General features: G+C 63.3%; 15 protein-coding genes. 12 read left to right on the forward strand and 3 right to left on the reverse strand.

The genetic code is table 11. The features are described from left to right. Window positions 1-6 precede the first annotated feature (6 nt). Window positions 7-627 (reverse strand): hypothetical protein, encoded by a 621-nt coding sequence (locus JNG39_RS05100; protein ID WP_368310073.1) that lies wholly within the window; start codon window positions 625-627, stop codon window positions 7-9. A 341-nt stretch (window positions 628-968) separates the two neighbouring features. Here JNG39_RS05100 and JNG39_RS05105 point away from each other — a divergent pair, with 341 nt between their 5' ends. From JNG39_RS05105 to JNG39_RS05115, 3 genes are all read left to right on the forward strand, one after another. Continuing rightward, window positions 969-2,882 (forward strand): hypothetical protein, encoded by a 1,914-nt coding sequence (locus tag JNG39_RS05105; RefSeq protein WP_368310074.1) that lies wholly within the window; start codon window positions 969-971, stop codon window positions 2,880-2,882. A gap of 247 nt (window positions 2,883-3,129) precedes the next feature. Then, window positions 3,130-3,957, forward strand: coding sequence for a DUF6216 family protein (locus JNG39_RS05110; RefSeq protein ID WP_368310075.1), 828 nt, complete (start codon window positions 3,130-3,132; stop codon window positions 3,955-3,957). A 183-nt stretch (window positions 3,958-4,140) separates the two neighbouring features. Then, window positions 4,141-4,623, forward strand: a complete 483-nt coding sequence (locus tag JNG39_RS05115) for a hypothetical protein (RefSeq protein WP_368310076.1) — start codon at window positions 4,141-4,143, stop codon at window positions 4,621-4,623. 107 nt (window positions 4,624-4,730) lie between these two features. Here JNG39_RS05115 and JNG39_RS05120 read toward each other — a convergent pair whose 3' ends face one another. Continuing rightward, a complete protein-coding gene (locus JNG39_RS05120) occupies window positions 4,731-5,027 on the reverse strand; it encodes a DUF3761 domain-containing protein (protein ID WP_368310077.1) in 297 nt (98 codons plus the stop codon). 237 nt (window positions 5,028-5,264) lie between these two features. On the opposite strand from JNG39_RS05120, the gene lexA reads away from it, so the two are divergent. Genes lexA through JNG39_RS05140 form a run of 4 tightly spaced genes read left to right on the forward strand, consistent with a single transcriptional unit; the run spans window position 5,265 to window position 10,992 of the window. Next, the gene (gene lexA, locus JNG39_RS05125) at window positions 5,265-5,885 is read left to right on the forward strand and encodes a transcriptional repressor LexA (protein ID WP_368310078.1); all 621 of its coding nucleotides are present in this window, start codon (window positions 5,265-5,267) and stop codon (window positions 5,883-5,885) included. Beyond that, on the forward strand, window positions 5,885-6,508 hold the full coding sequence (gene imuA, locus JNG39_RS05130; RefSeq protein ID WP_368310079.1) for a translesion DNA synthesis-associated protein ImuA: 624 nt from the start codon (window positions 5,885-5,887) through the stop codon (window positions 6,506-6,508). The genes lexA and imuA overlap by 1 nt, the downstream gene beginning before the upstream one ends. Window positions 6,509-6,520: 12 nt before the next feature. After that, window positions 6,521-7,918, forward strand: coding sequence for a DNA polymerase Y family protein (locus JNG39_RS05135; RefSeq protein ID WP_368310080.1), 1,398 nt, complete (start codon window positions 6,521-6,523; stop codon window positions 7,916-7,918). Beyond that, complete coding sequence (locus JNG39_RS05140) at window positions 7,915-10,992, forward strand: error-prone DNA polymerase (RefSeq protein ID WP_368310081.1); 3,078 nt, start codon at window positions 7,915-7,917, stop codon at window positions 10,990-10,992. The genes JNG39_RS05135 and JNG39_RS05140 overlap by 4 nt, the downstream gene beginning before the upstream one ends. A 60-nt stretch (window positions 10,993-11,052) precedes the next feature. On the opposite strand, the gene JNG39_RS05145 is transcribed toward JNG39_RS05140, so the two are convergent. Continuing rightward, window positions 11,053-12,045 (reverse strand): SOS response-associated peptidase family protein, encoded by a 993-nt coding sequence (locus JNG39_RS05145; protein ID WP_368310082.1) that lies wholly within the window; start codon window positions 12,043-12,045, stop codon window positions 11,053-11,055. 42 nt (window positions 12,046-12,087) lie between these two features. On the opposite strand from JNG39_RS05145, the gene JNG39_RS05150 reads away from it, so the two are divergent. The 5 genes from JNG39_RS05150 (at window position 12,088) to JNG39_RS05170 (ending at window position 21,293) form a co-directional block, all read left to right on the forward strand. Then, window positions 12,088-12,921: a lysozyme inhibitor LprI family protein gene (locus tag JNG39_RS05150; protein ID WP_368310083.1), complete on the forward strand. Its 834-nt coding sequence runs from the start codon at window positions 12,088-12,090 to the stop codon at window positions 12,919-12,921. Window positions 12,922-13,147: 226 nt separating this feature from the next. Then, window positions 13,148-13,717 carry a hypothetical protein gene (locus tag JNG39_RS05155; RefSeq protein ID WP_368310084.1) on the forward strand — a complete coding sequence of 190 codons (570 nt, stop codon included), beginning with the start codon at window positions 13,148-13,150 and terminating at the stop codon, window positions 13,715-13,717. 461 nt (window positions 13,718-14,178) lie between these two features. Further along, window positions 14,179-15,699: a SulP family inorganic anion transporter gene (locus JNG39_RS05160; protein ID WP_368310085.1), complete on the forward strand. Its 1,521-nt coding sequence runs from the start codon at window positions 14,179-14,181 to the stop codon at window positions 15,697-15,699. Between the two features lie 98 nt (window positions 15,700-15,797). Continuing rightward, entirely contained in the window at window positions 15,798-17,021 is a 1,224-nt protein-coding gene (nhaA, locus tag JNG39_RS05165; RefSeq protein WP_368310086.1) for a Na+/H+ antiporter NhaA, read from the forward strand. 513 nt (window positions 17,022-17,534) lie between these two features. Beyond that, on the forward strand, window positions 17,535-21,293 hold the full coding sequence (locus JNG39_RS05170; protein ID WP_368310087.1) for a DUF4157 domain-containing protein: 3,759 nt from the start codon (window positions 17,535-17,537) through the stop codon (window positions 21,291-21,293). The last annotated feature ends 168 nt before the right edge of the window (window positions 21,294-21,461 follow it).

A 21,461-nucleotide genomic window follows, 5' to 3' on the forward strand; every position in this document is an offset into this window, starting at 1 on the left:
TATCGCTTAGCGACCGTCCGTGGTTTGCATGCGGGTCAGACATTCGTCCCCGTCGGGTGCGGTTACCAGGTCACGGACGGTGACGGTCAGCACCAAGTCGCCCTTCAGGAAGTCGATCCAATCGAGTCCTCCCGTTTCGGACGGCGTCACGCGTTCAACAAATCCATGCGCCACGAGCTGCTGGCGCAGTGCATTCAAGGTCACCGTACAAACGGGTGTCGGATCAGCCCCCGGCGTCGGGTTGTAAAACCAAAACTCAAAGCCGCGTTTCATGGTCCGGTTGCCCGGCGAGACCGCGATACCATAGTTCCACCCGCCGCCCAGATCGCCACTACGGTACAGGGACCGCTCACCCTCGGCGGTGAGTGTCGCTCCGAACTGCCGACCTACCACGTCGGCCGTTAGGGCCTCACTGGAAGGCACGGTAGTCAGGAAGGTCATCAGCTGCTGCGCAACGTGCGCAGCCGCCGGCGAATGCGACGAAGCGGCGGAGGTCATCGGGTGTCCTTGGGCGGGAAGGCTTGCGTTGGATGTATTGCGCGCGGACGGAAGGGCTGAGGCGGTACACGCGCAGCTCACCGAAGCGGTCAGCAACACAATGCAGGGGGCCAGGAAACGCAGGTTCATCGGTGCGGCATCCTTGATTCCTTAAGCTATCGCATAGCGATGGGATATGGGGCGATGATAACGACCGAGGAGGCATCCCGCATGGACAGCAATGCACACTTTCGGCGCTATATGGCTTGCTCTGGGGGACGCTACCGGTGCGCGACCGGCTAGGGCTCGTCGACGAGCCTGATTCATTGAGGCGGGCGCCTCGCGGTCAATAATTTGGATTTTCGCTGGCAGGTCCATCACGGAGGCCGTATGGCCTTGCTCTGGGAAATTTCGTGGCGAAGGATGCTAAAGATTCTCCGGGTCGTGCCGATAGGCATCGAAAGATCATCAGCGTTGGATGGAGCGCGCACATGGAAAGGATGGACATTGAGGGCGACAGCGCTTTGCTCGCACTGCTCGTCGAATCGAAGGCCGATGACATCGATGTTCTGGTGAGGTATCTCACCGACGATGGAAGGGGCCGGCTGGCATTGCCCGCCGCGGTGAAAGACCTGTTCGTCGAATCGTCCCAACGCGGCATCTATTCGCGCGAGACGCTGCGTCTTTTGATCGGCGAACTGCAGCAATTTGGCGGCCATTCCATCGCCAACCTGGCCCGACGAGGCGGCGTCGCTTATCGTGAGATAGTCGCCGACGCCTTGTCATATGTTGGGGGACAGCCCGATGGCGCCATGCCTGTTGAGCGCATGGAACTCGAGTTCCTCGCCATCCGTTTCGAAAAGGTGTGGCCTGTCATCGACCACGAGCAGCGGCGTGCTTTGAATGTTGGCGAAAAGCTTGTCGACGACAGTGCAGATGCTTCCGCATGGCGCGACGCGATATTGAAGGGTGGCGCCCCGTCGGCTGCCGTTGCACAGTGGTTGTCGCGTACCCCACTGCCGGCCCCCAATACGCCCGCCGCCGTGGCGAAAGCCGTGGGGAAGTTGGCCCTCGGGCGGTTGTTTAACGCGCCCGCCGTGCTGATTGCTGGCGCGAACGACCTTGCCAGTGCGGCGTTTCGGGTCACTATCCCCTGCGTGACTCAGATCGCCTACATGCGCCAAATGCGGCAGTCGACCGCCGCACTCGAATGTAACGGGTGCGGATCGATGGCCCTGGGAAAAGGGCGGTTCTGTGCGCAATGTGGCAAGGCCTTGGTCTGGACGCAACCTGAGGTCAATCAGGGTGACCAGGTCATTTTCCACATCGGTGCGTCGGTTGACGCGCCACTGCTGTCGCTCTCCGGGTTCGACCGTGAGTTGCTGCCCGAACGGGCCCGGCAAGTCGACATCGGTTCCGGACTCGACCGGCTAAGCCCTCTGCTGCAGGCGTTGCCGAGCCAATTGGTGGCCGGTGAAGTCGGTGCGCACCACTATCTCAAATGTGTCGTCAATGGCTCCCTCGCACAGGCCGCTGATGGAAACGGCCTGCGGGGCTTCGTGCATGGTCCCGATGGGAAAATCGTGGAGCATGCGCGGTTCTTCGAAGACGACCGCCTCGGGAATCTGGTCAACGGTGCAGCATTGTTTCAGATAGCCTCGGTCCTTGTCGCGCAAAAGCATCTCGCGGACATCAGTCGCAAGCTCAACGAGGTCCTCGAGGGAATCGGGCGCATCGAGACTTTTCAGCAGAACGAACGAAAGTCCGCCATTGAAGCTGCAATCGGTTATATGCAGGAAGTGGCGCCGCTTATCTTGAGCGGTGACCTCAGCCCTGTTGTGCATGCACAACTGGAGCAGTACGAATCTGGACTTCGTGCGGCACAAAGCCATCTGCAGAAAGACATCGAGGCGGTCATTGCTGAGGTCGCGACGTTCAAGGATCCTGATACTTTTGGCACGGCGGGCGTGACCAAGGCGCTGCGGTTGCGGCAAGAACGCTTCGAGGACCTCGTGACGCAATGGAAATACTGCCTGGCTGCCCGTTTCATGGCTTGTCGGCTTACGGCGTGCTACCCGGAATCGGTGGGTTTTGCGATGAACCGACGAGATGCGCTTGAGAAGGCCGCTCAGGCGCTATCCGGCGCGCAGGGCTTCCTTGAGAGGTTCTCTGCCGCCGTAGAGGCAAGATGTGCCGGCTTCAAGGCGGTTACCGATTCAGCTGTCACCGTCTCTGCCAACCAAGAGCGCCTGCGGCTCTGGGGACAGGCGCGACAACCATCGCTGGCGATGAGCGAACATGTGTCGTTCAATCACCTGGACCGGTTGACCCTGGACCATGCGCAACCCGCTGTCGTCATGCTCGAAGTGCGCGACGGGCAAATTCTCCGCGCGCTGGCCGCCTGAGGATTGCTTCCCGCCCGGCCCGAGGTGGTACGGCAGCGCCTTACCAAGAAGAGTGGCTTCCGCCTCGGTCCCCTGAACGAAGGTGGGCCTCGCTCGAGCAATTTTGGACGCAATGTTTTGCAGAAGCGCTCGATGGGAAAGACGACAAGATAAAGGCGCCTACTGAAAAGGTGCCCACCCCGAAGCGGGAAGTTACCCACTGGCGCCTCTGCTGACATGACTGTAAGCCCCTCCACCCTGGAACCGCATGGACGTCTCAGCCCTTGGCCTGTCGGCCCCGTACGCTTCGGCATTGACCCTCGCACTGGTCATCGCGCCCTTCATCTGGGTCGTTGCGCGGTCGCGGTCATTGTTCATGGTTCGCCACCGTCTTTGGCGACTCCTCCATCGCCGTCCCGAAAACCAGGAGGCGTGGCTCGATGAGGCAATTCGCGAGCGTTTCGAACTCATGCGGTTCCGGGCACTGGTTATGTGGGCCGACTCGCTCGCTGAAGCGCGGCGGATCACGGCATGGGCTAGTGCGCAGGGGATTGATGTAGGGGTTCTGGGCGACTGCGGAAAGTACTTCAATCGTCATAAGCTCGCGCTTCGTGAAAGGCTGCCTCCGCTCCTGAAGGCTAAAGTTGCCACTGGCGTGATCCGGGCGCTTCTCGCAGGAGGCATTGTCATTGCATTGGCGCAAGGTTTCGATCACAGGACCTTGCTTCGTCTTCGGCATGACAGCAGTTGGCTGCTGGCCACACCCACCTCGGCCGAGCCCTTGTGGGGCGGCACCGGCGAGGTCATGACTATCGACGATTGCAAGGCGGGACGCGATCCGTCGGGTTTTGGTGCAGAGAACCGTGCCATTGTCTGCCGCGTGCTCGGTGCCGAAGGACTGCAAAAGTTTCTCGACGAAGGGTTGTTCGCCCAGCGAGCCCTTATAGGCTTCATCATCCTGATGCTTGTAGGCGCCATCGGCGCATTGCAGCACAACCTCTATGCCCTACGGGCTGCATGGGCCATGCATGCGTGCCTGAATTTCAGTGAGGCTGTGCGATCGAGTGCTTCCCCTGAGGGCGCAGCAAGTCGATGAAGAATAGCCCCGCACCCAGGAGGAACAGCTGGGAAGTCCAGTTAAGGCACATGTCTGCACTGCCGAAAACCGTGCTTGGCGGCCGGGATGCTGGACTCGCCACTTGGCGAGTGCCTTTGTAGATATCCGCGCTGCCAACGTTTCACTACTGATCGCCATTGTTGAACTGCTAAGGAACTCACTATGCGCAAGGTCCTCTGTCTCATACCCCTCGTTTTGTCTGGCTGTGCCGCGACGCGTCCGGTGGCGCCCGTTGATCTCCATTGGATTGTTCAGCGTCCCGGAGTTTTCCCTGCTGAACTCACCCAGTCGTTAAATCCCCCGGGCAGCCAGACCGAAGAAACCATCCTCGGCAGCGACCCCCATGTTTCTCCGATGCACTGGCCAGTGCGCATCAAGATCTCCACGACGCTCTCTGCCTTGGATCACGGAGTGCGCCACGCTCACGTCAAAATAGAAGCTGACGAAATGGCCTCCGAGGATATCCGCATGACGAGCACGGCGATGACCATTGGCGGCCAGGTCGTACGCCACCTCCAGCCCGGCGAACATGATATTGAACTCCGCGATGGTGTGCCGGTTAGTGTCGATTTCGCAGACGGCTTTGTGTTCACCGTCGACGCCCGTCTGCCGGAAGACGCTGCCCACCGTGGCTCTATGCGCTGAGCGCTGAGTTCTCTGGATGTTCGTTTTTCGGCGCATCAAGGTAGCGCGAATGCCTCCGCTACTTACGCAGTGACGAAACACGCCACACATTGACCCGCGACGCCGATCTACAACCAGTTCGACACACCCCCATGATGCGAGCATGTCCCGCGACGACTCGCGCTGAAGCTCCATGTGCCATCCCGACACTGCGCGGAGGCTCCCGCCGGCGCGGCACCGTTCGTCGTGTGGGCCGGTCGATGTATCGATTGCCCGTCGTGATTGGTGTAATAGCCACCTTCCACGAGCGTGGCGGCGCTTCCGGAGGGATTGGACAAGGACGATTTACGTCCGCCATCAGCGGCATGGGCAGGCGCTGATCCTAATAGGGCGGTCACGAACAAGCCGATCACTAAACGATGCATTGCCGTACCTCGTCGTCATGGAAAAGGGGGAGGGCCATGCATCGTTCGTTCCACGGGGTAGGGAGCACATGACGAATTCCAGCAAAGACAATCTCGCCCCTTGAGACGCCTTCTCGGCATCGTTTCCCCTGAACCCGCTTCACGTACCGCCTGCGATTGCGGACGCAAGTCCTTGATCCACGCGTGCGCAAAAACCGACCCTTCCATTTTCACCAAAAAGGGTGAAAAGTGACCCCCATGACGCTGCTCCTGACCTCCCGCCAATCGAACATCCTCGACTTCATCCGCGCTCGCCTGACGCGGGACGGCGAGGCGCCGACGCTGGAGGAAATCGGTGCCGCGCTGGGCATCGATCACGTGAGCGCCGTGCTGAAACACGTCCGGTCGCTACAGGCGAAGGGGCGTCTGGTCATCGAGCCAAATCGCGCGCGGGGCATTCGTCTGGTGGAGGAGAGCGATCCCTTGGCGGCCGACACCATGGACCTGCCCCTGGTCGGTCGCATCGCTGCCGGTGAGCCGCTGTTTTCCTCGGAGCGCGTCGAGCGATCGCTGCGGGTATCCCGCTGGCTCTTCAAGCTCAAGCCCGATTACCTCGTCGAGGTGGTCGGCGATTCCATGCGTGACGAAGGGATACTCAACGGGGATCTCGTCGGCGTCCACGCCACGCCGGTCGCACGCCATGGGCAGGTTGTCGCCGCCCGTGTCGGTGGTGATCGCTTCACCATCAAGCGCCTCCATCATCAGGGCGACGTGATTCGATTGCTGCCCAACAGCCCGGGCTATCACCCGATCGACCCCGATCCCACGGACGACTTCGCCATCGAAGGATTGTTTGCCGGTCTGGTGCGGAGAGGCTGATGGGCGCCGTCGTTGCCTTATCCGACCTCGTCGACGCCCGGCGGGTCTGGCGCGGTCGTGCCGAACCGGTACCGGCGGGCGATCAGCCGACCGGATCGGCGGCACTCGACGCCGCACTGCCCACGGCCGGCTGGCCTGATGCCTCGATCACCGAAGTCCTCATGCCGCTGGACGGGGTGGGAGAGTTGCGTCTGGTCCTGCCGACCCTGGCCCGGCTGACCCAGGGCAAGCGGCCGGTGGTGGTCATCGCGCCGCCCTATGTGCCGTTCGCCCAGGGTTGGCGCCAGCGGGGTTTGCGCCTGGCGCAGGTGCATTTCGTGCGCGCGGGCGAGGCCGATGTGCTTTGGGCGGCGGAACAGTGCCTTCGCTCCGGGGCGTGTGCCGCCGTTCTGGTCTGGCCGAAGCAGGCCGACGACCGTGCGTTGCGCCGGTTGCAGGTCGCCGCTGCGGATGGACACGCCCTGGGCTTCGTCTTCCGCGATCGCCGGCACGTGGCGAACAGTTCGCCCGCGCCGCTTCGCCTGGAACTGGCCGCCCAGCCGGCGCCCGCCGTGTGGGTGCGCAAATGCCGTGGCGGCAATCCACCGGCCCGGCCGATCCCGTTTCCGGACACGGTCCATTGAGGGCGGCTGGCGATGCTCTGGGCCTGCGTATTGCTGCCATCCCTGGCGCTGGATGGTGTCCTCCGGCGTCAGCCTGATCCGGGTCCCCTGGTGCTGGTCGACGGGCCGATTCAGACCCGGACCGTGGTTGCGGCCAATGTCGAGGCCAAGGCGGCTGGCCTGCGCGTCGGCCAACGGCTGAGCGCCGCCCAGGCTCTCCTGGCCCAGTTCACGGCGCTGCCCCACGACCCGGCCGACGTGGCGCGATGGCAAACCTTCCTGGCCGGGGTGGCCTATCGGTATTCGTCCGAGGTGGCGCTCCTGCCGCACGCCCTGGTCCTCGAAGTGAGCCGAAGCCGGGGCCTGTTCGGCGAGTGGCCTGCCATCGAGCGGCGTCTCCGTGCGGATGTGGCCGAATTGGGTTTTCGCCACCGATTGGCCGCGGCACCCACGCCGCATGGGGCTTATGTGCTGGCAGGCGTCCGGGACGGTCTGGCGGTGGCGACCGCCGATCATCTGCGCCGCGCATTGGATCCGATCCCCTTGGGCAAGGCGCGGTTACCGGTGGAGGCCGAGCGCCTGCCGGGCATGGGCATCCGAACCGTGGGCCAACTGCTGCGCATGCCTCGCGACGGGTTGCGTCGCCGGTTCGGCACGGGGCTGCTCGATGCGCTGGACCAGTTGCTGGGCGAACGACCGGCGGGGCTCGACCTGTTCGTGCCGCCCGACGCGGTGGACTGGCGCATCGAACTCTCGCACGAAGTGGAGAACGTCTCTGCGCTGGTCTTCCCCGTCCGCCGGATGACGGCGGACCTCGCCGCGTATCTGGCCTGTCGGGATGGCGGGGTCCAGCGCTTCACCCTTCATCTGGAACACCGAGACGGGTCCACCGAGGTCACCATCGGTTTGCTGGCTCCCGAACGCGCGGCCACCACCTTGTTCGAAGCGGCGCGCGGTCGCCTGGAACAGGTGCGTTTGCCGGCACCGGTGCTGGCGTTGCGTCTGCGCGCCGACCAGTTGCCTCCGTTCGTGCCCGAGGGCCGCGACCTCTTCGACGAGCGGCCGGCGAACGCGCTGCCGTTCGGGCAATTGCGTGAGCGGTTGCGTGCCCGGCTCGGCGACGAGGCGGTCTACCAGCTCGCGACCACGATCGATCCCCGGCCGGAGCGATCGCAGCGTCTGGGCTCGCTGGACGAGGGCGAGGCCGAAGTGTTGCCGCGGCCCACCTGGTTGCTGGAACGGCCCATCCCGCTACGCGGTCCCGCGCCCACGGTGCTCGCCGGCCCCGAACGCATGGAAACCGGTTGGTGGGACGGCAACGTGGTGCGGCGCGATTACTACGTGGTGGAAACATCCCAAGGCCAACGCGCGTGGGCGTTCCTGCCTCCCGACGAACACGCGGGCTGGATGCTCCACGGCTGGTTCGCATGAGCGAGCCTCCCGCTTATGCCGAGCTCCACTGCCTGAGCAACTTTTCGTTTCAGCGCGGCGCATCGACCGCGCGCGAGCTGTTCGAGCGAGCCAAGACGTGCGGCTACACCGCGTTGGCCATCACCGACGAATGTTCGATGGCCGGGATCGTGCGCGCCCTCGAAGCCTCGCGACAAACAGGCGTGCGGCTCATCGTCGGCACGGAAATTCAACTGGTGGATGGCCCCAAGCTCGTGCTGCTTGCCGAGACGAAGGCCGGTTACATCGCCCTGTGCCGGATCATCACCCTCGGCCGTCGTGCGGCGGAAAAGGGCACCTATCGATTGACACGTGCGGATCTGGCCGATGGGTTGCCGGGCGTGCTGGCGCTGTGGGTGCCGGGCCGGGAAACGGATGCGGAGCAGGGCGCCTGGGTGCGTCTGGTCTTCGGCGACCGCGCCTGGCTGGCGATCGCGCTGGTCAAGGAGTTCAACGACGCGCGGCGTTGCGCGCAACTCGAAGCCTTGGGCCATCAGTTGGACATGCCGTGCGTGGCCGCGGGCGACGTCCACATGCACGTGCGTCGGCGCCTGGCGTTGCAACACACGATGACGGCCATCCGGCACCGGTTGACCATCGCGGAAGCGGGGGCCGTGCTGTTTCGGAACGGTGAGCGGCATCTTCGGCAACGCGCCGTCCTGGCGTCGTTGTACCCGGCGCACCTGCTCGCCGAAACGGTGCGTATCGCGGACCGTTGTCGGTTCTCGCTCGACGAACTGCACTACGAATACCCGGCCGAACTCGTTCCCTCCGGCTACACCGCCACCGCCTGGCTCAGGGAGCTGACGGAAAACGGCGTGCGCTGGCGCTGGCCCGAGGGAGCACCGGGCAAAGTCCGCCAGCAGATCGAACACGAACTGGGCCTCATCGCCGATCTGCGTTACGAATCCTATTTCCTCACCGTCCACGACATCGTTCGCTTCGCGCGCAGCGAGGGCATCCTGTGCCAGGGGCGCGGGTCGGCGGCGAACAGCGCGGTGTGTTTCGCGTTGGGTGTCACCGAGGTGGATCCCTCGCGTTTCAACCTCCTGATGGAGCGGTTCATCAGCAAAGAGCGCAACGAACCGCCCGACATCGATATCGACTTCGAGCACGAGCGGCGCGAGGAGGTCATCCAATACATCTACCGGAAATACGGGCGTGAGCGCGCGGCGTTGGCGGCCACGGTGATCTGCTACCGGGGCAAGAGCGCGGTGCGGGACGTGGCCAAGGCGATGGGCTTGCCGCTCGAACAGGTGGATTTGTTGAGCAAGGTGTTCGCATGGTGGGACGGTTCCATCCCGCTGGATGACCTGTTGCGTGAACGCGGCTTCGATCCCGCCAGTCCGGTGATCCGGAAAGTCGTCGTGCTCACCGCCGAGCTGATGGACCAGCCGCGTCACCTTTCGCAGCACGTGGGCGGCTTCGTGATCGCCGACGCGCCGCTGCACGAGCTGGTGCCCGTCGAAAACGCCGCGATGGACGATCGGACGATCCTGCAATGGGACAAGGACGACCTCGACACCATGGGGCTGTTGAAGGTCGATTGTCTTGCGCTGGGCATGCTCACGTGCGTGCAGAAATGCTTGAACCTGCTGCGCCGGCACGAGGGCCAGTCATTGACGATGGCCACGTTGCCGCCCGAGGATCCGGCAACCTACGCGATGATCCAGCGGGCGGATACGCTGGGCGTCTTCCAGATCGAATCCCGCGCCCAGATGGCGATGCTGCCGCGGCATCGTCCCGAGAACTTCTACGACCTGGTGATCCAGGTCGCCATCGTGCGCCCCGGGCCGATCCAGGGCGACATGATTCATCCCTACCTGCGCCGTCGACGGAAGGAAGAGCCGGTCGATTACCCCTCCGACGATTTGAAAGTCGTGTTCGAACGCACCCTCGGCGTGCCGCTGTTCCAGGAGCAGGTGATGAAGCTGGCGATCGTCGCCGCCGGCTACACCGCGGGCGAAGCCGACCAGTTGCGCCGCGCGATGGCGGCCTGGAAGCGGCACGGCGGTATGGAAAAGCACCGGGAACGCATCATGGCCGGCATGTTGGAGCGCGGCTATACCACGGCGTTCGCCGAGCAGTTGTTCGAGCAGATCAAGGGGTTCGGCTCATACGGATTCCCCGAAAGCCACGCGGCGAGTTTCGCCGGCATCGTCTACGCGTCGTGCTGGTTGAAGTGCCATCATCCCGCGGCGTTTGCGTGCGCGCTGCTCAACTCACAGCCCATGGGTTTCTACGCGCCCAGCCAGATCGTCCAGGATGCGCAGCGCCATGGCATCGCCGTGCGGCCGGTGGATGTGCGTTACAGCGATTGGGATGGCTCGCTCGAACCGGAACCGGGCGGCGCATGGGCGATCCGGCTGGGTTTCCGGCAGGTGCGCGGGTTTGCCGAAAGCGCTGCGCAAGCGATCGTGCGCGCACGTGCGCAGAAGGCCTTCGTCGACATCGCCGACCTTTGCGCCCGGGCCGACCTCGACAAGCGTCACCAGGACCTCTTGGCCGAAGCGAGCGCGTTGCGTGGGCTGGCGGGTCACCGCCACCGGGCGCATTGGGCGGTCGCGGGTGTGGAACCGCAGTTGCCGCTCTTCGGGGAGAGTCCGCTCGAAACCACCGTCGTGCTGCCGCCACCCACCCAGGCCGAAGATACCTTGGCCGACTATGCCCGTACCGGCGTCACCCTGGGGCCGCATCCCCTCCGACAGATCCGGCACACGCTTCGAGCCGCGCGATGGTTGGACAGCCGGACCCTGCGCGCGTACCCGGATGGGCGGTGGGTGCGGGTGGCCGGTATGGTGAACCTGCGGCAGCGCCCCCAGACGGCCAGCGGCGTCACGTTCGTGACCATGGAAGACGAGCACGGCATGGTGAACGTCATCGTGTGGAAGCGCACGGCGGACGCGCAGAGGCGGGAGTTGCTGGAAACGCAGTTGCTGGGTGTGGAAGGGCAGTGGCAGGTCGCCGACGGTACGTGCCACCTGGTGGCGCGGCGGTTGGTGGACCTGAGTCATCTGTTGGGCGGCCTGGATGCGCGATCTCGCGATTTTCGATAGCCGGGCCGGGAGCGGACGTCGTCGCGTTCGGGCGCCGGGTCCGTCGACACACGATGGATGCTAGTCGCCGGTCTTTTCTCGGTCCACGGGCCGGAACTCGAACATGACGTCGACCGGATCGTCCAGGATCGCCACCATGTCCATGAGTCCTCCCGCCTGCGGATCCAGCCACGCGTCCAGGTGTTCGGGCTTGATCGCGATGACGCTGCGATCGTGGCCGGCGGCAACGAAATCGGGCAGGGGATCGCCGGTGATCGCGGCGACCGTGTAGAACCCCGGTTCGTCGCCTTCGGGTTCGACGTATCGCCAGAGGCACGCCAACAGCAGGTCTTGTTCCGGCTCCGGTCGAAACTCCACTTCTACCGACGTCGGCTTTTCGCCCGGAGCCAAGGGTCGATGCTCGAGGTCATGGAGGGCGACCGACTCATAGATGCGGCGCGCCAGCATGATCCCGTGGGTCTTGCCCCATAGTTCCCGCCAGGCGGTGGTGAGTTTGTCCCGGCGGGCGTTATAGGTGCCGTCCCATTTCTTCTCATCCGCCGTCGTCCAACTGGGCAGCCGGCACCGGTAGCGCATCGGGACCACCCGCCGTTCCCCGGTGGCTGGATCGCGGATGAGCACGGGGGTGATGCCGCCGGGCCAGATGCGGGCATAACCGTCGCCCTTGGCGTGGTCGTGGACTTCGGCGAGCTTGGCCTTCGCGGTGGCGATCTTCTTGGTGGCGACACGCTGGTCGGTTTCGGCCTTCTTCGTCGGTTTCGGTCCGGCCAGGACGGTCCGTGCCTTTGCCAGCCGGGCGGTCTGCTCGGCCAGTTCCTGTTCCAGCGCGAGGGTGGCCGCTTGATAGGCATCGAGTGCCGCGGCCCGGGCTTCCTGCTCGTCCGGTTCGGTGGAGTCGAGGAAGGCATTGCGGATGCCCTTGGGAACGCCTTGTATCCACGTTCCGTTCCGCTTCGACCAGCCGGCCATCTTCACGTAGGCATCGAGGTCGAGGTGACCGCCGAAGCGTTGGTAGGCCTTGAAGTCGGCTTGGATTTGGGCGGAGTAGCACATGAGGCAAAGGATACGTCGAGACGGCGAGCTTTATCGAACGCCATGCGCCATGAAGTTCACATGGGCGGTGGGGTCGAGCTACCCTTCGGGGCAAAAATCCCCACCTCGATAGGACTACTCATGGCCGGTCAAGGGAATCCCAAAAGGCGCCGAAACCGTGCCTGGTTCTTTGGCGTCATCGCGCTTTGCATCTTCGGCGCGGGACACGCCGCGCCCGGAGACCCCTCGGTCGATTACGACACCAAGGACGCGCGCCTGAACGCGGCATACAAGGCACTTCTCGCCTCCCTCGACGATACCGGCCGGAAGGCACTGCGCGACGAGGAGCGTCAGTGGATTCTTGGGCGCAACACCATGTGCAAGGTACCCGCCGACACGGTGGTGAAGAACCCGTGCACCACGACCCAAACCAGCTTTCGTGCCGATGAACTGGAAAAGCGGATGAAGGGCAGGGTGGCCAAGCCCGCTGGCACGATGGTGGCTGCGTCAACCCTGGCCGGCGAGTGGGCTTATCGCAGCGACTGCGATCGCGGGCATTCCGCGGAATTTGCCGTGCAAAAGACCTCGCCCACCGTCGAAGGCACTTGGTCCGACGGGACGAACATTTCTGGAAGCCAAGGCCGGTTCAAGGGTGACTGGCGGGACGGCAAGCTCTACGTTCGCTTTTGCTCGGAAGACGGCGGCATCGGTGACTACCCGGCCTGTCCGGCTTACGCTGACGTGGGCGCTTACGTGGTGCCCGAAGGCACGAAGCTGGCGTGGTATCGCACCGTGGGCGCGCCGTCGGAGAACACCTTCGACAAGTATCTCGTCCTCGGCAGAAAGCCGAATAATGGGGATGTACCCAAGGATTCTACGTGCAAGGACGCTGACTGATCTCTTTCATCATGGGCAGCGTGGTGACGCCCTTGCGGCGGCAGACCGCGCTCTACCGCAACGCGTCGGAGCAAGACCGGGCTCGCATCCTCGCCATGACCGCCATGCGCTCGTTGAGTTGCTTGAGACGGGTCGCATGTCCTCGCGCAGCTGGCTGGCCCGGATTTGTGCATCCTGTTTTCGCACCATACCCCATGCTGCTTCAGTCCATGACCGGAGCGCCAGAATGGCTTTCGCCCGCGTTGTCAGTGTTCTTCCCCTTGTCCTCGCCATTGCTGGGACCGCTTGCACAAGGGACATGGGGCGGGTGTCCCAGGTCCGGATGCACCGGGTCGAGCCGGGCGAGGTCGACAAGGACGTTCTCGCCGGTTTTTGTTGCGGGAAGGCTTCGCCCATCAGGGTGGATTTCGTATCGGACATGGACTACGCGCATCTCATCAAGCATGGCGTACACCTTTCAATCCGGTATGGCTGGTGCCCGATTGACGAGCACCACCACCTCAGTAGCACCGGGCTTTTTGAAGCCAGCGGGAGAGTTGAAGGGACGACCGTCATGACTCCGGTCGGTGGCACCAGGCGGCGTCCGCTGTACGCCTACCACGGCTATCTTCCCGCGTCGTCCCTGCCGCGACGCTACACGGAACCAGGGGAAAGCGATGGCGCCTACGATCTCAGGAAGGCCAAGGGCGACTTTTGTTTTGCTGTCGGGGGCGGGGCGATGTGGTGGGGGCAGCATGGGCAGTCAACGAGCGGCGTCGTACCAAAGGCTGCGATTTTGGAAGCCCTCGGGCCCTAGCCTGTCGTGCCGCTCTCTACTCTTCGCACGAGCCGGCCTTCTCATGGGGCATTTTGACGCCGTGGCTCGGGGCGAGCGTCCCACAATCTCGGCAGGGCCTTTTGCCGACGGTAACGAAGACGCAAGCTAGACGACGTCAGATGAAAGCGCTCGTTCATCGCGTTCTCTGTCGTCGCCGAGGTCCTGGAATTCGTCACTGGGTTATTTTTGCAAGATCGCGCGCACTGATCGCGACGTGGTCGAGGTCGAATCGATTCCGCGCGATAAGCATCCTTGAGGTGACTCCGCGTTGCCAGCTACCGCGGATCGAATCGCCGGACTGGCCGATCGACGTGCTCGGCCGTTATAATCCGGCGCCGCAACACTCACCCGGATCCGCCTTGACCACGCCACCGTAAAGCCAGCGATTTTCCTGAGCTCGCACTCCCGAAACGGAGCGGTGTGTTTTTCGTGTGTCTTTCATGCGGTGGCCTTTCGGCCTCTCCGAGGAAATCCCTTTGAATACGTTTACGCAACTGCGCCAGCAATGGCTGGGCAATGTGCGCGGCGATCTGCTGTCCGGCATGGTCGTTGCGTTGGCCCTCATTCCCGAGGCCATCGCGTTCTCCATCATTGCGGGCGTAGACCCCAAGGTCGGGCTTTACGCGTCGTTTTCCATGGCCGTCGTCATTTCGATAGCCGGTGGGCGGCCGGCGATGATATCGGCGGCTACCGGCGCCATGGCGCTCGTGATGGTCACCATGGTCAAGGAGCACGGCCTCCAATACATGCTGGCCACCACGGTCCTGACGGGGATATTTCAGATCGTGGCTGGCGCGATGAAACTGGGCTCGCTCATGCGGTTCGTGTCCCGGTCCGTGGTGACCGGCTTCGTCAATGCCCTGGCCATCTTGATTTTCATGGCGCAGCTGCCTGAACTGATCGGAGTGCCCTGGCTGGTTTACCCGATGACCGCGGCCGGCTTGGCGATCATCTACCTGTTTCCCTATGTGACGCGGGCCATCCCGTCGCCCCTGGTGGCCATCGTGGTCCTGACCGGCGTGGCCATGTTCTTTCGCCTCGATATTCATCGGGTGGGCGACATGGGCGCATTGCCGGATGCCTTGCCGACCTTCCTGTTTCCGGATATTCCCTGGAACCTCGACACCCTGAAGATCATCCTGCCGACGGCGGCGACCCTGGCCGTGGTGGGCCTGCTCGAATCGATGATGACCCTTCAGATCGTCAACGACATGACCGATACCCGCAGCGACAAAAACCGGGAATGCATGGGGCAGGGCATGGCCAACATCGTCACCGGCTTCATCGGGGGCATGGCCGGCTGCGCGATGATCGGGCAGTCGGTGATCAACGTGAAGTCCGGCGGTCGGGGGCGACTGTCCACGATGGTGGCAGGCGCGTTCTTGCTGATCCTCGTGGTTTTCGGGGCGCCGCTGGTGCGCCAGATTCCGATGGCGGCCCTGGTTGCCGTGATGATCATGGTGTCCTTGAGTACCTTCAACTGGCGCTCGATCCAGAGTCTGAAGACCCATCCCACCGTGTCGAGCATCGTGATGCTGGGCACGGTGGGGGTAACCGTCGCCACGCACGACCTGGCCAAGGGCGTGCTTACCGGTGTGATCCTCTCGGCGGTCTTCTTCGCGCGGAAGGTGGGCAAGGCACTCGACGTCGACAGCTCCGTGCCTCCCGATGGCGACGTGCGGACCTACACCGTCACCGGCCAGGTGTTCTTTGCCTCGGCCGAGGCGTTTGTCGAACTTTTCGATGTCAAGGAGGAGGGCATCGGTCGGGTCCGCATCGACGTAACGGGCGCCCATTTCTGGGACCTGACCGCCGTGAACGCGCTGGATCGCGTCGTCTTCAAGTTCCGCCAGGAAGGCAAACCGGTGGACGTCATCGGATTGAATGCGGCCAGCGCGGGGCTCGTGGATCGCCTGGGAACCCACCACAAGGAAGCGTCGACGCTTCCGCGCGGGCACTGACTCCATCGGCCAGCCGGCGTCCGCCGAGGCGACCCGTTTCATCTTTTTCGCGGGTTGCTTTAGGGTGGGGCGGTTTCTTCTCTACCGATCGCGACTTCATGCTATCCACGTTGATCTGGCGTCCCCTCCAGCGGCTCCTCGACTTCATGTCGGGGTCCGCCACCGGTGGTTTGGTCCTGATGGGCACCGCCGCCCTGGCCATGATCGTGGCCAACTCGCCCTGGGCGGTGGCCTACGAGCACGCCCTCCAATGGGAACTGGGACCGCTTTCGGTGCTCCATTGGATCAACGACGGGTTGATGGCGGTGTTCTTCCTCCTCGTCGGCCTGGAGATCAAGCGCGAGTTCGTGGATGGCGAACTCTCCAGCCCTCGGCTGCGGATCCTGCCTGGGTTGGGTGCGCTGGGCGGGATGGTGGTGCCGGCGTTGATCTACCTGGGCCTCAACGGGACCCATCCGGATTCGCGCAACGGCTGGGCGATCCCGTCGGCGACGGACATTGCGTTTGCCCTGGGTGTCGCGGCCCTTCTGGGGTCCCGGGTTCCCACCTCGTTGAAGGCCTTCCTCGCTGCCCTGGCCATCATGGACGACCTGGGCGCGGTGGTGATCATTGCCCTGTTCTACACCCCGAACCTCCAACTCGGGTATCTGCTCGCCTCGTTGGGCGTGGTCGTGGTCATGGCGGGACTCAACCGGGCCGGGGTCCGGCGATTGAGCCCCTACCTCCTGCTCGGCGCCGCGCTGTGGGGCTTGGTCCATGCCTCCGGAGTCCATGCCACGCTGGCCGGCGTGGCCACCGCCTTGTGTGTTCCCCTGCGCGATGAGCACGGCCGGCCACCCTCCGACGGCGACTGCTCGCACTCGCCCTTGCTCCAACTGGAGCATGCCCTCCACCGCCTGGTGCCGGTGCTGGTCCTCCCCCTGTTCGGCTTCGCCAATGCGGGCATCTCCTTCGCGGGGTTGGGGGCGGACCAGTGGCTCGCTCCCACCACCCTGGGCGTTGGCCTAGGCTTGGCGATCGGCAAGGTCGTGGGGGTGTTCGGTGCCGCGTGGCTCGCGATCAAAGCTGGATGGGCTGAACTGCCCCCGCGGGCCAGTCATGGACAACTCTTCGCCACGGCCTGGCTCTGTGGCATCGGCTTCACCATGTCGCTCTTCATCGGGATGTTGGCATTCCCGAATCACCCCGATCTCCAGGATGAGGTGAAGTTGGGCATCCTGGCCGGGTCGTTGCTGGCCGGCACGGTCGGCGCGGTGATTTTCTCCGCCTTCCCCAAACACTCCGCCCCGATGTCTTCGCCGAACTTACATCTCGAGCGATGAATCCGCGAAGCCGCTCGCGAAACTCGGAATAATTACGCTACCCAGAGTGGGGGAACGTCGGGGGTAGCCTGGATACCCGACGGGGCAAAAAATCAGCATTCTGCTGATAGCACGTCGTCAACCGAGGCGTTACCCTGGGCTGGAGCCTTCACGGGCCTTCAGGGACTCACTACGGAACGCGTGCCGCCCCACCAGGCAGGCGAGCACACGCATGATTGCGGCGCCCCGTCGCCGCGGATCGCCCGGCTTATGGATACGATCCATGACGCATTCCCGGCTCGGACAAAAACATTTCGCTGCTGCGGATCGTCGGGCGACGCTTCATGCATGTCGAGTCATTGAACGGGTTACACGTGCTTTCCCTGTGATGGGCACAGAAGGCGCGTCGACGTGCTTTGGGGCCTATCCCATTCACGCGCACCTTGCCTCAGCCCTACATGAAGTCCTCCGGCGGTTGCGCTTACCGTTGCCGCAAAGGCGTGCCAAGGAAGTCGAGTGGCGCGGGAGGGGAGGGTGAAAACCTTCGTACCCGATTCATCCGGTCATGCGAACCAGGCCGAGTCGCAGCACGGCCAGGTGCAGAGCGCGGCTTCATCCGAGGCGGCCCAGGGGCCGGCCCAAGCCCAGTCGATGGTGGATACGAGTCCGCGCATGGCGGCCTTCCAGGCCAGGGCGGAACGCATGGTTTCCAGCCCACGCGTCGTTGCACAGCGGCAGGCCATGGCACATGCGACCGTGCCCGGTGATCGCGGGCTGCCGTCGTCGCTGAAATCCGGCATCGAAGCGATGTCCGGGTTGTCGATGGATCATGTCAAGGTACATCGCAACTCGACCAAGCCCGCGCAGTTGAATGCGCATGCCTATGCGCAGGGTCACGAAATCTACCTGGGTCCGGGCCAGGAGAGGCATTTGCCGCACGAAGCCTGGCATGTGGTGCAGCAGGCGCAGGGGCGTGTAAAGCCCACGGCGCAGATGCATGGCCGAATACAGGTCAACGACGATGCCTCCCTGGAACAAGAGGCGGATCGGCTTGGCGCGCAAGCGATGCTTGGCGAATCGCCTGTGCATGCGACGCGGGTCGCACCGGTGGGCGCTCCTATAGTGCAAGGGTATTTTACCAAGCGCTCGCCCGGTGCCGTTCAGCCGCCGGGTACGCAGAGGGTGAAACCCCTTGACGTGTACGCGGCCGAGCGGCGTCTCAAGAAGGCGCGCGTGGGTAGCACCTTGGATTTCCGGGCCTTGGCGGATTCAGGCAAGGACGAGGGCGATCTCGATGCCTACGTCGATGCCTACATCCAGGCGCACGAGCCAACGATGGTGTTGATTGAAGGCGATGCGCAGTATGAAGCCTATGTGCCCGATGCATTGATTGCCGCCTACCGTCACGATCTGGCCAACGAGAGTGCCCATTACCTGCAAGAGGCGGAAGGCAACATCATTGCCGAAGAGCTGGGCGTAACGGCGCATGTCATGAACCAGGTGGACGGCATCTTGATTCAGTCGAATGGCATCGACTATGGCACCGGTGGTGACGAGGGCTATCTGCTGCACATCAATGGAAATCACTACATCGTCATTCATCTTTACGAGGGAGACGATCCGCAGTACGTCGATCTGGAAGGCAACGGCTATCAGGAAGGTGAGATCACCGTGGCCGATGGCAATTGCCTGATCGACGGCCTGCATCTGATTCGCCACAACACTCATGCGGAAGCGGAGGAAGTAAGCAGGCTTCGCGGCCTGGCGGCTGCTCCAGAGATCGAGGGTGGTGTGGATGACGACGACATCAGGGCGGTTCTCACCGAGATCATTACCGAGATGGCCAATGGTGAAGCGCCAAACGGCATCGGTTCGAGCACGTGGAGTTACCTGAGGCGCGATCCGACGCTGATGGCGACCTATCGACGCGCCCAGGAAGATGACGCGTCATCGTCCGGGCGGGTCGAAGACGACGACGTGCACGGGCATAGCCATTCGGGCGAATCGGAAAGCTCATCCGGCTCCGATAGCGATGACCGGGGGCGACCATCCACAAAACGCCGTCGATTGGAGCGATCATCGTCACGCATCGTGTCGGACGATCGGGGCTCGCCTTCCGACCTGGAAGAAGAGGAGCCGGACGCCATGGACGAAGGCGACGAGCAAGCTCTCGCGGCGAACGTTACGCGCTACGTGCTCGAATGCAATCGCGTCGGCGAGCATGCGGCGGCCAACACGCCGTTGGCGCGTCGTGTGCAAAGAGGCTGGAAAGCGCGCTTCGATGACGAGGTGCCCGGTCACGCGGCGCTCGTCAAATGGATAGAAAAGCAGGAAAAGGATCTGCACGATTACTTCGGGAGCGATACTGACTCCAGCGAGGACGAAACCTATTCCGATATCGATGAAGCGTCGACGGAGTCGGCCGCCTTCAGCAGGAAAGACCACAAGCTGCTGGAGAAGCTCAACGCCGCCATCAGTCGCGCGAAGAGCGCCGAGGATATCGAGGCCATCCTGAGCGATAAGGCCTATGCACGGTTCGTGGTGCCGCAGTTCCGGGGCATTGCCTATATGACCAACCGTTTCGGCAAGGATAAACGCCGGGAGCACCGCCGGGGGTCGCAGTTGCGCAAGCCGGTGTTCGCCGACGCGGTGCGTCCGGAGGCCATGTCGAGGGAGGATTTCTATACGACGAAACACGGCCAGGGTGGCCCGGTGTGGGAAAACACCCGTGCCTTGAAACGTTGGCTGATTGAAAAGCGCAAGCCCGAACCGTTCGTTGACAGCTCCAGAAAAGTCCAGGGTAGGTCTCGCATCTTCCCCACGTCTTTCCATCTGCTTCAGTCAGACTATTCGCAGAACTACACGAAATCGTCGGCGACGCTAGCCGAGTATTACGCACGCGAACAGCGCCGATCGAAAGACGGAGAGCCCGAAAAGGCCATGGAGGACAAAGTGGCCGCGCCGGTGTCGACCAGCCGGCGCCGGGGCAAGCGCCCGCGCAGGTCGAACAGTGGGCCACAGAGTGCCGTAAATCCGGCCAGGGACAGGGCTTATGCCGGCTTGCCGTTCCGTTCGCATCCCTTCGTATCGACCGCCGACTCACCACGACACGCCGTACGTTATGCCTTGGGCAACAAGCCCATCGCGGCCGAGAAGGCCTTCCGGCTTCGTCCACGCTGGCGATCCGGCGGCAAGCCACAGCACCCTTACTCCGGCAAGGTGTACGTGTCGCTGCATCCGTTGCGCGACTATCTCGCGCCCGATGCGCCCTCGCATGTGTGGAGCGGCCGCAAACTGGGCGCGTTATCGATCGACAACGATACGTCCAAGGAGGGCGAGTCGTCCTTCCTGGGGGCGATCAAGCGCAACCGCGTTGCGCTGGAACAGGTGATCCGTTGGCCTTCGTTGACCGCCGAGAAAGACGACGATGCATCGTTTGGCTTGTCCAAGGACGAGCGGCAGGCCTATCGACGCATTCTGGAAAAACACAAGCCGCACTCCAAGCCGCAGCAGGATCTCAAGAGCAAGACGCTTGGGCCCAAGGTGGAGGCGTATTTTACCCGGCGGATCGAGGCGCTGACGAAGGCCGAGGCGGAGCGGCAGAAGAAGAAGCTGATTTATCGTGGGCTGGATGGCAACTTTCAGCCGACACCGCCCAGCTACGTGACGCCGACCAAGACATCCTCGTCCAAATGGAAGGAGCCCATCCGGGACGCGACGAAAGACGAGGTTTTCAAGCGGATCACCGATGGCCAACAGCCTTTTGGCGGTTTGACCGAAGGCTATTTCGGCGATTGGCCGGATGAAACGTTCTATCAGCAGTTGAGCGACGAAGAAGCGGGCTCGGATGATGGCCATGTCGACTATGGCGAGGAAGACATCGACGATGGCGGCGAGGGGGAATACGAGAAAGATCCGTTCATCGCTTCCCTTCGTGAAGGGTTTGATGGCGTGATCGAAGAAACCAGGGATTCCCTGGGTGCCTTGTCTTCCGCTGTGGGCATAAACGCGACCTTGGAAGGTGCTATCGCGTCGGCGCTGAAATTGGCGAGGCGCGCCGTGCTGGGGCTCCAGGGGTATGGCAAGCTGGAAGACATCCATCTGGAAGAGCTTTATGTGCTATTGGAGGCTCCCGATGAGAGCGCCGAGGCACAGGCGGAATGGTTCGCATCGGAAACCGAGGAGCTGATCGGTCGCCTGTATGCGGTGACCCGGATGCTGTTGGACAAGCTCGTATCCGAGGATGAGGATGCGAAGGAGGGCGGCCCGGCTTCCATGCGCGAGAGCGTGTAGGCCTGGCGAGTCGCGCCCCTGGACGCCAGGCAACGAAAGCCATGGCTTCGCTCCCGAAGGCTCCGCGCCTGCGACGTTCTCGGGCTGGCCGACCTTGGGACATCCGTCCGTCGATCCTTCGAATTCGTCTCTTTCCGACAATGAAGGAGACCCGGGATCGCGGTACGC

This window comes from Luteibacter sp. CQ10, from assembly GCF_040900725.1.
Lineage (GTDB): Bacteria > Pseudomonadota > Gammaproteobacteria > Xanthomonadales > Rhodanobacteraceae > Luteibacter.